We start from the raw sequence: 17,239 nt of genomic DNA, 5'->3' as shown, positions 1-17,239 counted from the left end.
TAATGCGCAAAGTAAGTTAAAAATGCACTATCCTTTTAAAGAATTGGGCAATAGTTGATTGGGGGTTTATGGTCTTGAACCCTACCCCCAATTCCCCTAAGTTTGTTTCCAATATAGTTTTACCCAGTAATCAATTAGGCCACGCTGCTGAGATCTTTATATTCGGGAAGTGCGGGCCTGCTGGCCATTGCCTTGTTTATCACCTCCAATACACGCTCTCTTTCAGCACCTTGCAAAGGCAATCTTGGAGCCCGTACATTTTCTGTGCCTATTCCGGTGGCCACCTCTGCCAACTTTATGTTCTGAACCAATTGGGGACTGATGTCCAATTCCAACAATGGCATGAACCATTTGTAAATTTCAAGGGCCTCATTTATTTTTCCTGCTTTTACCAATTCGTAGATAGCAACAGTTTCTGCCGGGAAAGCACAGACCAAACCGGCCACCCATCCATCGGCTCCAATGACCAAACTTTCCAGACCAAGGGTATCCACCCCGGTAAATACTTTTATACGGTCTCCAAATCTACTTTTGATTCGGAGTACATTGGTAATGTCCCTTGTGGACTCCTTTACGGCTTGGATATTCTCGCATTCCAACAAATCTTCCAACATATCCAAGGTCACTTCAATCTTATAATCTATTGGATTGTTGTAGATCATGATGGGCAAAGATGTGCTTTTGGCTATGCTCTTAAAATAGGTCACAGTCTCAAAATCCGTTGCCTTGTACCTCATGGGAGGCAGGATCATCAAGCCTTGCGCCCCTACCTTCTCGGCATGTTGTGCCACTGCAATGGCATCTTTTGTACTTTGCTCCGCAATATTGATGATAACTGGTATTTTCCCGTCCACCAAGGAGAGAGAGGTCTTGATCAGTGTTTCTTTTTCCTCATGCTCCAGTGTACTGGCCTCACCCAACGTTCCTCCTAAAATGATCCCATGGACCCCAGCATCAATTTGTGCTTTAATATTCTTTTCAAACATCGCAAGGTCCAATTGATCCTCGCTGGTAAACTTTGTGGTCACAGCTGGCATTACGCCTTCCCAATTTATCATAATACTAAAATATTTTGATACAAAAATAAATTACATGGCCCCAACAGTTTGTTTGATTATTAGCCGCTTGTAATACTATGTTGACCCATAATTTGATTTCGTTTAACTTTATTAGTAATATTTGCTTAAAAACTTTGAGAGTTCTCCCTTTTAAAATTCCCAAACCCAAGGATGAGGCCCTCGTTTACCAGGTAGACAGGGAAAAAATTTTCTATGGCCAGCTTCACCAACACTCGGAAATACAGATAAGTTATATTGAGAAAGGCTCTGGTTCATTGATCGTGGGTGACTCCATAAATGAGTATAATGAGGGCGACATTCTGGTTATTGGAGGGTATGTTCCACACGTTTTCCGGAGTGATGTGAACGCATCTGAGGAATCTGTTATGTATACCCTTTTCTTTGACTATAATTCCTTTGGAAAGGATTTTTTTCGTTTGACGGACCTTACCCTGACCCATGATTTTTTTAAACTGTCGGAATATGGGATGAAAGTGCTCACGAACAAGGACAAGGTCATAGCACTTTTCAACGGTCTGCCACAGCAAAACAAGGTTGAACAGATTGCTTCACTCTTGATGGTGATAAGCCAAATAGCACAATCCGAGACCCAACCACTTTCCTCTTTTGTGTATCGAAAAATTTATTCTGATGATGAGGGGAAGCGCATGAGCGACGTTTTAAAATTTGCCATGGAACATTACCATGAACAGATCACCTTGGAGCAAATTTCTGAAAAGGCCAGCATGAGCAAGAATGCCTTTTGCAGGTACTTTAAAAAACGTACCAACAAGACCTTTTTTCAATTTTTAATTGAAATACGAATTGAAAATGCCTGCAAGCTCATTGTCCACAAACCCGAACTTTCCATTTCGTTGATATCTGAACAATGTGGTTTTACCAACATTCCCAACTTTAATAGAAAGTTTAAGGAATTAAAGGGCTGTACCCCCTCCAAATATCGCTCTCAATTTTAAACTAGGTGCCATTACCATACCACCAACAATATGATTTGGCCCACAAAGGGTTTTAGAAATTGCCCAAAAAAGAAAAAGCGGATGGCAAACCATCCGCTTCTTCACTAACAACAAACTCAAACAATTATTAAAAAACACTTGAGTACAAATCCGAAATCTTAGTAGCCAGGGTTCTGGTTTAGATTGGTGTTCGTATTCAATTCTTCCAAACCTATAGGGAACAATGTTGTATAATCTCCCTTAGGTGTATGGTTGTACCAATTTTTGGTCTGGTAAACGCCAAACCTGATAAGGTCGGTTCTTCTTCTGGCCTCTGCAGCAAACTCCCAACCCAATTCATCCAAGAAGCGTCCGTAAGGCACTACAGATTGATCGCCGGGTTCATCAATGGTTCCGTCTTCGGCCAAAGTTCCGTATTCCACAGTGGTATCACCTTCCAACTCAGCACCGGTAACGGCAGCATCAGCAGGATCGTCAAAAGAACGCATACGCACTTGGGTCACAATAGTGGCAGCTTCATCGCTCCTATCGGTTCTGAGCAGGGCTTCGGCCTTCATCATAAGAACATCGGTATAGCGCAAAAATGGGAAATCCACACTAAGACCACCGGTGGCACCTGGTTCAATTTCATATTTACCACATTTGAATCCTTGGGTGAAATCACATCCATATATACTTGGCATTTCTTTTACCAAAGTAAATACAACACTTCCGTCGGTATAGCTCAATTGATCGCCCATCAACCATGTATCAGCCAAACGATTATCGGTTGGCTCATAACTATCAATAAATTGAGGGTTACAGCTAGATCCTCCCCAAGGTTGTGCCTGCATGCCAAACACCAATCTGTGTTCGGGATTCATCATTTTCATATGGGCATTCCACTGACCGGCAAAAATTTGATCGTAAGGGATGGCAAAAACCATTTCAGAGTTACCTTGGTTTTCAGTAGCAAAAATATCGGAATAGTTGGACGAAAGTTCAAAAGCCCCACTATCGATGATTTCATCACAAGCAGCGATAACGTTGTCCCATTGTGCGGTACCTGTATACACTTCAGCGTTTAAATACACGCGCGCCAAAACATGGTAGGCTGCCCATTTGGTCATACGCCCATAGGTTGACTGGTCTACAGTTTCAGTTAGGTTTGGAATTACCTCGTTCAATTCGGAAACGATAAAATCGTATACTTCGGAACGGCTGCTCTGAACTGGAAGTTCATCGCTATAGCTTGCAATGATCGGCACATTTCCATGTGTATCCACCAACATAGAGTAGTACAATGCCCTCAAGGCCCTCATTTCTGCAATGATTGATGTGGCTTGTGCTTCACTTACCGGAAGTTCTCCAGATTCAATTTGAAGAATAACCCTGTTGGCACTGTTAATACCGTTGAAGCAAGTGATCCAAGTATTTCTGGGCTGCCATTGGGTCTCGGTCCATTCGTGGAAGTGCATTCTCTTATAGGTTCCCCCATCATCCCAACCGTTAGGTCTTGTTGGTGTCACAAACATATCAGCTGGTTCTTCCTGAACATCAAAGTATCCCTGCCATCCCATTACATATCGCATGGGTGTATAGGCCGAGGCCATTACAGCAATAATATCTGACTCCGCTGGGACGAAGGATGATTCGGTCACTTCGGAAAAAACTTCCTCCTCAAGGTCGGTACAGCTTATTGGCAATAGTAGCACACTGACCGACAGTATCAAAAATCTTAGTCTAAGTGTAGTCACTTTGTTTCGTATATTTTTCATAGTTCTTTATTTTAAAATGTAAAGTTGATGCCCAACGTAAAGGTTCTGATTGTAGGATATTTATCCCTGTTATCATTACCTGGCGACAACGGATTATCCCTGTTGTTAATTTCTGGGTCGATTCCCTTGTATTTTGAAAAGGTTGCCAAGTTTAGACCGGAGGCATAAATCCGGAAAGTCTGGGCAAACTTAATGGCATCCTTAGGAAGGGTGTATCCCAAAGTAACGTTGTCAATTTTAAGGAAATCACCATCCTCAATATAGTGGCTTACATAACGTTGCACATCTTGTAGCACGGCTTTACCGTACACCAAATCGTAGGCAGAATCCAAGGTGTTATAACCAATGGTTGGGTTCTCATAGAACATACGGGAAAAGTTTAGGATTTGATAATCCAATGCACCCCTTAAATTGAACATAAGGTCCCAGTTCTTGTATTTTACGGTGTTGTTCCAGCTGTAATATGCCTTTGGAAGACCATTACCGAGTACCTGACGGTCATCGTTGGTAGCTTCGGTGGCAGGGACTCTGGAACCATCAGGTCTTTCAATGATCCAAATACCATCATCAGTGATATCAACACTCTTCAATCCAAAGAAATTACCAATGGGTTGTCCTTCCTGTACCCTGTGCGTGGAAATCTGAATAGGCTCTCCGGTATATCCTTCATCAAAGAAATCATTGGTCAACTGAAATTCATCGTTTGACAAAGACACAATCTCGTTGGTATTGGTGGAATAGGTCAAATTCGCGGTCCACTGGAAGTTATCCGTTTGAAATGGAGTCACATTCAACAAGAATTCCAGACCGGTGTTCTTGATCTCTGCAACGTTTGCCGCAATACTACCATAAAAATAAGGAGGTGTAGGTACACTATAGTCAAACAAGGCATCTTTCGTGGTTCTGTTATAGTAATCCACAGATCCATTGATACGTCCGCCCAATACTCCAAAATCCAAACCTACGTTAAATTCTTCTTTCTTTTCCCAGCGCAAATTGGAGTTGGCATTACGAGATGGCACCAACTGTCTCACCCATTGGCCGTTGTTGAAAAAATAATCCCCATAAGAAAGACCGCTCAAGGATTGGTATCTTTCTCCAGCATTGGTACCGGTAACCCCAAAACCAGTCCGTAGTTTTAAGTTGGACAACCAGTCCCAATTTTCAGCAAAAGACTCTTGATCAACACGCCATCCCAAAGAAATTCCAGGGAAATTACCCCATTTGTAATCTTCACCGAAACGGGTGGAACCTTCACGACGCAAACTGGCCATTAAAAGGTAACGATTATCATAGTTGTAGGTGACCCTTGAGAAGAATGCAATCAGTTTATCCGCATTCTTGAAGCTTCCCATACCGGCTTCACCTAGCTGCAAACCTTGTCCACTACCAATGTTGTTATAGGTAAATCCATCGGTTGGAAACCTACGGTTGTTGGCCCAGAACCCTTCGTTCATATTATCCTCGTAGTTGTAGCCAGCAAGTGCGGTTACCCTGTGGTCACCAAAGTTATTGTCATAATCTACTGTAAACTGACCATAATTCCCAACGTAGTTATCCGTACCTCTTGAGGCAAATCCGTCCTGTCCACTTTCAGTGGTGGAAACGTGGTTTTTTGTTTGATAGAACCCCCTGATATTGGTTTCCCCTTTTCGGGTGTACAATCCTTTTACGGTAAGATGATCACCAAAATCATAGCTCATGGAAAAATCTATCCTGCTGGTTCTGTATCGATTCTCCCCAATGGTTTCCTGAATCATTGAAACTGGGTTGTCATAAAAATAAACTGCCCTTTCAAAATAGCTGCCATCTTCATTATAGATTGGTTCAGTTGGGTTATGGATAATCGCCTGACGGTAAATGGTTGGGTTAAAGCTCTGGCCATCACCCAATGCATTATACACTTGCTCGCTTAAAATTACACCAACATTGGTTTTCAATTTATTATCGAACATGGCATGGTTTACATTGATCCTGCCTGTATATTTCTCATTGTTGGATTTTAGGAAGATACCCTCAATGTCCCTATAGTTGACAGAAGCTGTCATATTTGAGGTGGAGTTCCCTCCCCTAAAAATAATATTGTGCACTTGACTGAAAGCGTCCCTTGTGATTTCATCCACCCAATCCGTATCAGCTCCAAAATCTTGAAGGTTGGCCCCGGTAAAAGTGTAGCCCTCATTAAATTTCTGTCGAAGTTCAGAGGCATTCAAAAAATTCATCCTATCTGCAATGGTGGCCAAGGAAGCGTACCCATTGTACTCAATGGTAGACTTCATATCATTGGTCCCTTTTTTGGTAGTTATGATGATCACACCATTGGTGCCTCGGGTACCATAAATAGCGGTAGCAGAACCATCCTTCAATACGTCGACAGACTCAATGTCCTCAGGAGCCACTGTATTCAAACTACCTGGAACACCGTCCACCAAGACCAAGGGCGCAGAGTCTGCCGACAAAGATGACATACCCCTTAAACTGATTTGGGTTCCTTCAGTTGGGTCTCCGGAAGGAGCGGAAACGGAAAGACCTGCCACTTTACCTTGAATAAGTTGTGCGGCATCCTTAACATTACCCTGAACAAAATCTTCAGCTTTTACGGTTGCCACCGAGCTTGTTACATCGGCACGCTTTTGGGTACCATAACCTATCACCACAACTTCAGAGAGTTGTTCCAAATCCTCCTCCAACACCACACTCATGTTTGATGTTGCAGGAACTTCCTGGGTTGCAAAACCTAAATACGAGAAAACCAATATTGCATTGGAATCTGAGGTAGTGATTTCAAAATTACCATCGAAATCCGTAACGGTACCGTTGGTCGTACTTTTTTCAACAACAGACGCCCCTGCAATGGGGATCCCGCTTTTATCGGTAATTGTACCTGTAACTTGCTGTTGTGAAAATGCTGTTTGCGCAAATACTAGACAAACAACGGAGAAGAAGAATTGCTTCTTGAACCCATTGATTTCCAAAAATGCCTTAGATAAAAAATTAGCCAATTTCATAATACATTTTAGTTAGTTTTGTTCGTTTTTTTTCTCATAAAACTTATCATTTTGGTCTTTAAGATTTATTAAAGATTAATAAGTGTTATATTAACAGTTGTAAAAGTAAAATTATGTAGATCAACACTTCAGGGATTATTATCCTGTTTTGATATTATATTATCCAATACGTTGTTTTTTGACATTTATAGCCAATGAAATCGGATCTATTGATACAAAAAAGTGTGTTTTTATATTTATGGAAGATGGCGCTTATTGCTTCTTGAAACCTTTCTCAATGGGTTTAAATGATGTCACCTGATGCCGGTTTGGAAATCTTTTTGCCCGCCATTGGAAAAGAAAAAGGACCGCTTGTTAAGCGGCCCTTTAAAATGCAAGGCAAAGTCTGAAAAATTAGGATTATCCCTATCCTTATAGTATTACGAAATGTTATTGCCTTACATATACTATGATGATGCTATTTTACCAGATTGAATTAATTTCATCACGGCGCATTTTGGCACCTTTTGGGACATCAAACGCCTTATGGAACTCCTCGAAATTGGACAATACTCCATTGGCCCTATAATATCCTGGGGAATGGGTATCTGTCTTCACTTGGTTCTCCAAAGTCTTATCCCGAAACTTGATACGCCACATTTTGGCATAGGCCAGAAAAAAACGTTGTTCATCTGTCAACCCATCAACGGTTTTCCTTCCTTTTTCTTCCTGATTGATCTTCATGGCCTCAAAAGCAATGGCCATACCCCCCAAATCACCAATATTCTCACCCAGCGTAAGTTTTCCATTTAAATGGATGGAATCCAGTACCACATACGCATCATACTGCTCTTCTATTTTTTGGGCCCTGGCTTCAAACTTTTCTCGATCTTCTGGCGTCCACCACGATTTTAAATTGCCATCCGCATCATACAAACTTCCATTGTCATCAAAACCATGGGTGATCTCATGCCCAATAATAACACCGGCCGAACCGTAATTGGTGGCATCGTCCGCTTCATAATCAAAAAAGGGAGGGTTTAAAATTCCCGCAGGGAAAACTATTTCATTGCGTGTTGGAGAATAATATGCATTCACCGTTGGCGGGGTCATACCCCAATAATTGGGATCTATGGGTTCGCCAACCCTGTTCAGGTCACGTAAATAATCAAACTCGGTTACCCTGATCACATTTCCAAAATAATCCTCTGCCGATATATCCACTGCAGTATAATCCAACCATTCATCAGGGTATCCTATCTTCACACCCATTTCATTCAACTTATGATGGGCCTGCTCCTTGGTTTTTTCTGACATCCATGTATAGCCATTGATCCTTTTATGGAATGCCTGCTTTAGATTGTCGATCAATCCGATCATTTTGTCCTTGTTCCGTTTCGGAAAATATTTCTCAACATACAATTTGCCCAAGGGCTGACCCAAATTGGAATTGACTGCGTTTTGGGCAGTTCGCCATCTGGGCAATTGTTCTTCGGTCCCCTGTAAGGTTGTTCCATAAAATTCAAAGCTGCGGTCCCTGACTGCTTTGTTGAGAAGGGATGCTGTGCCCACAATGACCTTCCATTGCATATAGGTTTTCCAATCCTCTATAGAGAAATCCACGAGCATCCTATCAAACATCGATACATACTCTGGCTGATTAACGACGACGTATTCCACTTCCTTCTCCAGTCCCAAATCCGTAAAGTATTTGGCCCAATCAATGGCAAAAGTGAGTTGATTTAGTTCCTGGACGGTCTTTTTGTTGTAATTCCTTTCAGAATCCCGAAGCTGAACCGGAGTCCTGTGGATGCGGGCCATTAGGGTTTCCATTTCAAAAACTTTTTCAGCTGCTTTACGTTCTTTATCTACTTGCAGACCCACCATTTTAAATAGGTCCGTGATCAGATCTTGGTATTTATCCCTAAAATCTTGGTATTGGGGATTGTCCTCCAAGTAATACGCCCGGTTGCCCAAGCTCAATCCAGATTGATTCAGGTGCAGGGCATACACCGTACTGTTCTTGGCGTCGACACTTTCATAAACACTGATGGGAGCTGGGATTCCCTTGGCATATAGCTTGGCCGTTAAGGATAGATAATCCTCAACAGATTCAACCTGGTCCACCTCATCCAAAATAGGCTTTAAGGGTTCCAATCCCTTAGCTTCCAACGTAACGGTATCCAGGCAACTGATATAAAAATCCGTCACCATTTGTTCTGTGGAGTTTTTTGGATAGGATTTTCCTTGGGCTGTAAGCTCCTCAAATATTCCCTTGATACGATCTTGGTTTTCAAAGAATACTTCATGGAAGCTTCCCCAAGAACCATATGCCGCAGGAATTTCCACGCTATCCATCCATTGCTGGTTTACATAGGTGTAAAAATCATCCTGAAGCAACTGTTTGTCCTGCGCATTTACCATGACCATGCTGGCCAAGGCCAGGGTCAACATAATCTTGTTTTTCATATCTGTTGTTTTAGTTATCCTTTGTGTTCTTTGTATTCCAGAATCAATCCCAAACAAATTTCCAGGAACCATCCTGCTGACGTTTCCAAACCGTATGGAACACCCCTTTGGCCTCTGCCGGATTGCCTTCTTGATCTTCATAATTAAAGGTGTAATAGCCATAGGTATACCCCAAATCCCCAGACTTGGCCACATCCACAAACTCAGGTGACCATGCCAGCCCTTTCGAGTTCTGATTCTTCATGTACTCCGCGATTCCGGTTTTCTTTTCAATAAGCTGGTTGCCCCGCATCAATACGGCATTATCTGCCGCAAAGGCCAAAAACGCCTTGTTCATGCCTTCTTCCTTGGCCATTTGGGCAAAAGCAGCCTCGGCATCTGTAATTTCCTGTTTCCAAGCCGCCATCATTTCATCGGAAGGTTCCTTTTCTTTTTTGGTGCAGGACGTGAACAGCACCACTGCCATCAACACACCAATAATTGTAATGTTTTTCATATTTGATTGGTTTTAAAATTGTCTTGCTGATTTTTCGATATCCATTGTCACTATTTTCAAATCTCTCTTTAAAGCACCAATCGATAGGTCAGCTTCATCAAAAAAATATTCTCTGGCTTTTGTCCAAAAATTCCCGATTCCAAACCACGGGTCAAACTTGATGCGGGATCCATAAAATTTGATATGCCCTGCGACCAAACCAAAAACAATTCGGAACCTGGAATGTATTCCCATCGTAATACCAGATTGGAACGGAACTCCACCAAGGAAAAATCCGGATTGTCAAAACCATAGTCCACATTTCCATCCAAATTCTCATCCACCTGATAAATCCCGGAATCCTGTTGCATGGTAATTTGATTTTCATTGAGCAACCGATACCGATCAAATAGGTTGTCCGCCGTAGGATTGGTGATATAATTGAATTTGGTATATCGGCCCCTGGCAATAAAGGGTTGTCCATAATATTGAATGGTGAGGTTGGGGTTGATGGTATAATTGATCCGAAAAGCAGCACTCAAACTCTTGTTGTCTATTTCTGATGTAATATATCTCGGCACCCCGTTGAAATCAGTTTCGGTGACATATTGCGTCTTGTTGGGGTATCTGGCAAACTGTGGACTCAATGACACCGTCAACGCATTGGAAGGTTGATAGGTAATGCCACCTGTAAACTCCATGATGGTAAAATGGCTCTGTTTTCCTTCGGAATATAATACATCCGCACTAAAGCGCAATTTTTTTCGGAGATCGGTATTGGCAATGAACCAAACAAAATTCTCTCTGGATAATCTAAATCGAGGTCCACCCTGCAGCCATGCATTCCGATAATTGGCCGGGATATGTCCCCCGCCAATATCAAAACTCCAATTGTTCAAAAATGTGGCATCGGCTCCAAACTGGTATTGGGTCCGGTTGCGGTTCCCATCAAAGTCAAAGCTGTTAAAATAAGAAAAACTGGCCCCAATCCTTCTGAAGTTTCCCATCTGTCGTGTAGATTGATATGCCACCGTATTGTATTGTCTAAATTCATCGGTCTGCCGTAAAAATCCAATATCATTGATTTCCAATTCCGGGGATTTCCAAAAGGCACCGATGGTATAGCGCAAATTGCCTCCGCCCACCTTGCCATATTCCAATTTTCCGCCGGTACCGACCAGAGAGGTTCTGGTGGAATCCACGCTAACATGACCGGCATCGGTCCGTTGGAATAAATGGGTCAATGAATTCTGGGTAGCTGCAATGGCCTCGGGACTTCCTTTTACTTGACTAAAAACGGAATACCCTGTGAGGTAATAATTTCGATTGCTCCACTGGTGTTTAAAGTCCAGCCCTCCCGAATAGGCATCGGTATGCAAAAAATTCAAGGATTCCGGAATATCAAATCGGTTTGTGGCCGTTACCACCCCTCCCAGATAGGAATTGTTATTGTTGAAATCCTTTTGCAACCGTCCCACAACATAATTGGTGAGCGGTTCCACCAATTCCTTGCTCCGGTTTCCGTTATCATCAATCTGGGCAAATTCTTTGGCGGTAAGACTTTCCATAACCCCAATGGACCATCCGTTTTTGGTTTTACCAGAAAATTTGGCCGCACCCAAAATTGTGGTCTTGCTGGGCTGGTCCACATAGGCATTTTCTGGAGTATTCGGGTATCCCTGCGGATTTCTTCCGATTCGCCTCGAGTAAAACAGATTGTCCGAAGCATGGGAAAATTGGAAATCAAAAATATTCTTGTTCTCCACAAAGAAGGGACGCTGCTCCCGAAAAAATATCTGGAAACCGTCCAACGCAATAGCCGATGGGTCTGCCTCTACCTGGCCAAAGTCCGGATTCACGGTGAGGTCCAAAGTAAGGTCATTCGTAATCCCAATTTTGGCATCAACCCCGCCATTCAGTCTAACATCGCTGCCATCCATAAACGGATTGCCTTCCTCCGCTTCATAGGTTTTTAATTGGGTCACTGTAAAGGGCTGTATTTCCAATTGGTTTTGCGGGATAAGGTTTTTTAGGCCGTGAAGCTCCCCAAATTCGCTGACCCAACCGGGCGCATCTTGGGGAATCCGCTGCCAAACGGAACGTTCCTCACTTCTAAAAAACCTTCGGTGAACCTGTAGCCCCCAAACCTGTTCCGCATCGCCATTGAACCGTAGCTGACTTAGGGGAATCTTTATCTCGGCTGTCCATCCTTCATCATCTATTTGGGTCTTTGTCATCCAGATAGGGTTCCAACTGGCATCCCAACTGCTTCCATTATTGGAAATGAGTTCATCGCCCCGAACCCCTGCCACGGTTGCGGTAAAAGAAAATGCGGTACGAAGGTCATGATAACTGTCTATGTTCACCTCCACCCAATCCCCATCAAACGTATCGCGCCTGCCCATGCGTTTTACGATACTATTGGGTGCTGCATCAAAAGCACGTATCGCAAAATACAGGTACTTGGCATCATAGATTACCTTGAATTTAGTCTGAAAACTTGGAGGTGTGTTCTCTTCAGGGCTGTATTCGATGAAATCTCCGCCCCATTCCACCATTTCCCACACGGGTTCATCAATGTTCCCATCTATCACCGGAGATTGTTCATGAACAATTGATGTGGTCATGTATTTCTTTTTTTCAATGATCTGTGCTTCCAAATCATATATTGGTGCCAGGGACACAATGACCGGCAACAAAAAAATCTTTCTCATCCAAGTGTGGTTGAACATCAACACCACTTAGGTTTCCCAAAACCCACCTTTTTGGATAACAGGAAACCTATTGGCAGCTTGGGCTACCTTTATGGTGATTGATTGCGTTTTTTGATTGATAGAAAACCTTACGTTTTCAGGCTAAATTTAGGTGATGCCCATGGCAGGTTGCCAAGAATGAATTGAATGACCCTTATTTTGATGTGAATGCCCAAGTATCTGATTTGAAACCCTTTCATCCTGAAATATGGGGTTCAACCTACATTTATAAAAAAACAATTGTTTAGTATTTTCGCTTAAATTGCAACGATGGCTCACAGCGTAATTATTGTAGACGACGAATTACTGGCACGGAAACGCATTTCCGAACTATTGGGGTCAAGACCGGAGTTTAAAATTGAAGCGGAATGTGCCAATGGCGAAGAGGCCATTGTGCAAATCAACCAACTCGCTCCAGATGTCCTCTTTTTGGATGTTGAACTCAAAGACCTTACGGGTTTTGATGTGCTCCAACAACTCACACTCCAAAAAATGCCCCTGATCGTATTCATTACGGCCTACGACAATTATGCCATACAAGCCTTTAACAATTATGCGCTGGATTTCCTCCTCAAACCTTTTAAGAACAATCGTTTTTTTGAAACCCTGAATCGTATAGAGGAACGGATAAAACTGAATTCCAATGGAACCGACATTAGAAAGTTTTTGATGGAGGTTCAGGGAAGGATCCCCAATCCGTTGGCATCCCGCTTGCCCATTCGCGAAAACAACAGAACCGTTTTTGTGAACAAGGACCGTATCAAATACATCTGTGCCTCCAGCTATTATTCAGATATTTACAGCTTGGAAAAGAAGTATACGGTTCGCGAATCGCTAAAAAACCTAATGCCCCAATTGAATGCCCACAAGTTTGTGAGGATCCATAGATCTACCATTATCAATATAGACTATATGCTGGAATTGGTGCATTCAGATTACAATGAAATGGATGTGCGCATGCAGGATCAGGAGCTGTTCCGAATCAGTAAATCGTATAAAAAGGAGTTTCTCCAAAAATTGGGGTTGGGCTAATGTGGAATACCTTGAAAAAATATAGTGAGAAACGTTTGATCATCTATTTGGTGATCTTCTATACCTTCATTGCCCTGGTTGAATTTTTACGCGGTTTCTACTTTTTGTACAGTGGCCCGCAAAGGGTCACGGACGACCTCATGGGGCTTGCATTGGTCAGTTTGATCGATTGGGCCTTTGTTTTGCTGTTTATGTGCTCCGTTTCGCTGCTCACTAAATATTTGCTGTTGAAACGGGTGGCTTGGATCAAGATCATTCCCTTGCATATTGTGCTGAGCATCATTATAAGTTATCTGGTGGGCTTTATCTCTCCCTTGCTTTTGGATTATTCCATAATCAATGCCGATTTTGCCTTTCTTGATAAAGTGACCCACACCTTTTTCTTCAATGTTACCACCAACATTTTACTGTACAGCTCCATGACGCTGATCATCTATGCCTATTTCTATCTTCAGCAAATAAAAGATCAGGAAATCCGAAACAAGGTATTGGAAAACAGTTTGATCAAGTTCAAATTAAAAACACTGGAAAGTCAGCTCAATCCCCATTTTCTGTTCAACACGCTCAACAGCATCTCCAGTCTTATCCCCAACAACCCGGATGCGGCACAGGACATGGTGGCCGATATCAGTTTTCTGTTACGGAAGTTCCTGAGCATAGACGACAAAAATTTTATTACCCTTAGTGAGGAGCTGGAAATTTTGGATTACTACACCAATATTCTAAAACAGCGGTTTCAGGAAGATTTGGTCATTACCAAACAAGTGGAGGAATCCTTGCTGCACAAACAGATTCCACGATTGTTGATCCAGCCCATTATTGAAAACTCCATCAAGCATGGATTTTCCCAGAAAAACAAGAAGCTTCGTATCCATTTATCCATCACAAAAAATGAGGGCTCCATAGAACTTTCCGTGGAGAACAACGGCAAAAAATTGCCCAAATACCCCATTTATTCCAACAGCGGCATTGGCATCATCAACATTAAAGAACGTTTACAGGCACTGTATCACGGAAATTCCGATTTCCATTTTGAGAACATGCCCAACGGGGTGCGGACCGTCATTACCATTCCCTATAACTAAACTACAAAACATCCGTTGCAGCATACTAGGGGTTCACATCAAATCCATGGACAACCAAATCAATTCTGGTCAAGATGAGGTATAAAATCTGATTTTAGCATTGTTTTCAAAACGATGGTTTTGTTTGATGATTTATGCTTAAGCCAACTTTTTAGTTGGCTTTAGTTCTTATTTATACCAACTTATGATCAAAAAAATTCTAGGGCTACTCTTCATTCTAATGGTAAGCCAAGTACATGCACAAAATGCGTTTAAAGGTAAAATTGTGGACTCCAATGGTTCGGCAATCGCCTTTGCCAATGTGGTGGTCATGAGTCAAACCGACTCCACCCTAATCAAAGGTGCCATCACTGATGCGGATGGCTTGTTCAACATCGACATAAAACAACCGGACGATTCCTTTTTGTCCATTTCGTATGTGGGGTACAAAACCAAGGTGCTTTCTGATTTAAGCGTAACAAATCTGGGTGACATCAGTTTGGAAGACCAAGCGCAAGAATTGCAAGAGGTCGCCGTGGTGGCCCAAAAACCCTTCATCCAAAAAGAGCAGGATAAACTCGTCCTCAATATTGAAAACAGTATCGTGAACACCGGCAATTCCACCATGGAAATTTTGGAGAAAGCACCGGGTGTGATCGTAGATCAAGATGATGTCATATCGCTCAGTGGCCGAACCGGGGTTCGCATTTATATTGATGGAAAAGATACCCGGCTACAAGGGGAGCAATTGGCCAACCTTTTACGGAGTCTGCCCTCTTCCAATATTGAAAAAGTGGAAATCATTACCAACCCTTCGGTGCGGTACGAAGCACAGGGCAATGCCGGAATTATCAACATCGTTACCAAAAAAGGAAAACTTTACGGTACCAATGGCAGTCTGACGTTGAGTCCCGGGTACGGGCGCTATTTTCGTTGGAACAGCTCCGTGGATTTTAACCACCGGACCGAAAAGTTCAATCTATATGGCCAGTATTCCTACACGGACCGAAATCAATACCAGGAAATTGTCATTGACCGAACTTTTTTGGATGGAGACCAACCCATGGGCTATTACGATCTTCAAAATGATTTTGAACTCCCCCTCAAAACACACACCGGAAGGTTGGGTTTGGATTACACCGCAAGCGAAAAAACCACCCTTGGCGTGCTCTTCACCGGCCTGAATAATGGCAATAAAAACATATCCACCAGCAATATATTGGGCTACAATACAGGCCGGGAGCTCATTTCGGAAGAAAACACAGATACCAATATCAACTCAGAATGGAACCAGCTCACGGCCAACCTTAATGCAAGACATTCGTTTACCGGGAAAAGTATCCTAACCTTCAATTTTGACCATGCCCGTTACAGCAATTGGTCCGATCAGCGGTTTATTTCAAATTTTGAGTTTTTTGATAGCAATACCACGGCCCAAGATATCCTTTTGGGGGATATAGATGGCTTTTTGAACCTCACCGGACTTACTTTGGATTATGAACTCACCCTGGAAAATGGGGACAAGTTTGAAGCGGGCTGGAAAAACACCTGGGTAAAATCGGATAATGACCTTGCGTATGTCAACGAAAACAACGGTGTCACCACCCCCAACACCAATTTGAGCAATCATTTCATCTACGATGAAGACATTTATGCGGCTTATGTGAGTTATAACCTTAACCGTGAAAAATGGAATGCACAGTTTGGAATACGGGCCGAAAACACCTTTGTGACCGGAAATCAGGTTACCACCAATACCGTCAATGAGTTGGATTATTTGAACCTTTTTCCAACAGCCTCATACAATTATACTTTTAATGAAAACCATACTTTGGGGCTGTCAGCAGGACGACGAATAGATCGGCCCGGTTATGCACAGTTGAACCCTTTCCGAACCTTTGTGAACACCAATACGTACCGGGAAGGAAATCCTTATCTACAACCACAGTTTACTTGGGTGAGCGAGGTAAATTACACCTTTAAGCAGCGCTATTACTTTGCCTTTAATGTTGGGTATACGGAAAATGTCCTTACCATGGCCATTGTTCGTGATGGTGATGAAGAGGTGGTCATTGTGAGGCCCATCAACATTGCCAATTTAAAGAGCTATTCCTTTGTGGCCAGTCTGCCCATTAAGTTTGCCAATTGGTGGCAAAGCAACTGGAACCTCAATGCATCCCTAAACGATTTTGATGGAGAGATCAATGGGTTTGATTTTGACCGAAACAACCCAATAGTGAGCTTGAACACCAACCACAGTTTTGGACTCGGAAAGGGATACCGCTTACAGGCCGGGGCCTTTTATCTTTTCCCCCATTATGCTACCATCACCAAGGCACGGACCATTTCTTCCTTTTCCTTGGGACTCCAAAAAAACCTGTTCAACGATGCCATGACCCTGCGATTTAATGTCAACGACATTTTCTGGAACCAATATCCGACGGGAAGGACTGTATTTGGCAATCTGGATGATACCTTCACCAGCTACCGCGATACACGGTACGCCACCCTTTCGGTCTCATGGCGATTTGGCAAGCAATCCGTTCAACCTGTTCGCCGAAGACAATCCGAAATCCAAGAAGAGATGAACAGGGCCCGACAAGAAAACAATAACCAAAGCTAACCGCTCCAGCACTATGATGTGCTTCGAAAAAGTTCTAACTTTAA

Annotated in this window: 10 protein-coding genes; 4 read left to right on the top strand and 6 right to left on the bottom strand. The window is 42.7% G+C overall.

The window, feature by feature from the left end; translation table 11 throughout:
- Positions 1-134: 134 nt before the first annotated feature.
- Entirely contained in the window at positions 135-1,058 is a 924-nt protein-coding gene (locus A7D14_RS02075) for a dihydrodipicolinate synthase family protein (RefSeq protein ID WP_083157933.1), read from the bottom strand.
- A gap of 134 nt (positions 1,059-1,192) precedes the next feature.
- On the opposite strand from A7D14_RS02075, the gene A7D14_RS02070 reads away from it, so the two are divergent.
- Entirely contained in the window at positions 1,193-2,035 is an 843-nt protein-coding gene (locus A7D14_RS02070) for an AraC family transcriptional regulator (RefSeq protein WP_067029452.1), read from the top strand.
- A gap of 158 nt (positions 2,036-2,193) precedes the next feature.
- Here the strand turns inward: A7D14_RS02070 and A7D14_RS02065 are convergent, their stop codons facing one another.
- From A7D14_RS02065 to A7D14_RS02045, 5 genes are all read right to left on the bottom strand, one after another.
- Positions 2,194-3,792: a RagB/SusD family nutrient uptake outer membrane protein gene (locus tag A7D14_RS02065; protein ID WP_083157932.1), complete on the bottom strand. Its 1,599-nt coding sequence runs from the start codon at positions 3,790-3,792 to the stop codon at positions 2,194-2,196.
- An 11-nt stretch (positions 3,793-3,803) separates the two neighbouring features.
- Positions 3,804-6,800, bottom strand: a complete 2,997-nt coding sequence (locus A7D14_RS02060) for a SusC/RagA family TonB-linked outer membrane protein (protein ID WP_067029401.1) — start codon at positions 6,798-6,800, stop codon at positions 3,804-3,806.
- A 462-nt stretch (positions 6,801-7,262) separates the two neighbouring features.
- Positions 7,263-9,248 (bottom strand): M13 family metallopeptidase, encoded by a 1,986-nt coding sequence (locus A7D14_RS02055; protein ID WP_067029448.1) that lies wholly within the window; start codon positions 9,246-9,248, stop codon positions 7,263-7,265.
- Positions 9,249-9,291: 43 nt separating this feature from the next.
- On the bottom strand, positions 9,292-9,744 hold the full coding sequence (locus tag A7D14_RS02050; protein WP_067029400.1) for a YybH family protein: 453 nt from the start codon (positions 9,742-9,744) through the stop codon (positions 9,292-9,294).
- A 68-nt stretch (positions 9,745-9,812) separates the two neighbouring features.
- Positions 9,813-12,437 (bottom strand): DUF5916 domain-containing protein, encoded by a 2,625-nt coding sequence (locus A7D14_RS02045; protein ID WP_067029446.1) that lies wholly within the window; start codon positions 12,435-12,437, stop codon positions 9,813-9,815.
- Between the two features lie 309 nt (positions 12,438-12,746).
- Here A7D14_RS02045 and A7D14_RS02040 point away from each other — a divergent pair, with 309 nt between their 5' ends.
- The 3 genes from A7D14_RS02040 to A7D14_RS02030 all read left to right on the top strand — a co-directional run bounded on the left by A7D14_RS02040 (position 12,747) and on the right by A7D14_RS02030 (position 17,195).
- Positions 12,747-13,508 (top strand): LytR/AlgR family response regulator transcription factor, encoded by a 762-nt coding sequence (locus tag A7D14_RS02040; RefSeq protein ID WP_067029398.1) that lies wholly within the window; start codon positions 12,747-12,749, stop codon positions 13,506-13,508.
- On the top strand, positions 13,508-14,593 hold the full coding sequence (locus tag A7D14_RS02035; protein WP_067029396.1) for a sensor histidine kinase: 1,086 nt from the start codon (positions 13,508-13,510) through the stop codon (positions 14,591-14,593). The genes A7D14_RS02040 and A7D14_RS02035 overlap by 1 nt, the downstream gene beginning before the upstream one ends.
- Positions 14,594-14,777: 184 nt before the next feature.
- Entirely contained in the window at positions 14,778-17,195 is a 2,418-nt protein-coding gene (locus tag A7D14_RS02030) for a TonB-dependent receptor domain-containing protein (protein WP_067029394.1), read from the top strand.
- The last annotated feature ends 44 nt before the right edge of the window (positions 17,196-17,239 follow it).

The sequence above is a fragment of the Allomuricauda sp. CP2A genome (assembly GCF_001683915.1).
Classification (GTDB): Bacteria; Bacteroidota; Bacteroidia; order Flavobacteriales; family Flavobacteriaceae; genus Flagellimonas.
Note: the sequence above shows the minus strand (reverse complement) of the source record. Positions and strands in the feature narration are given on the sequence as shown.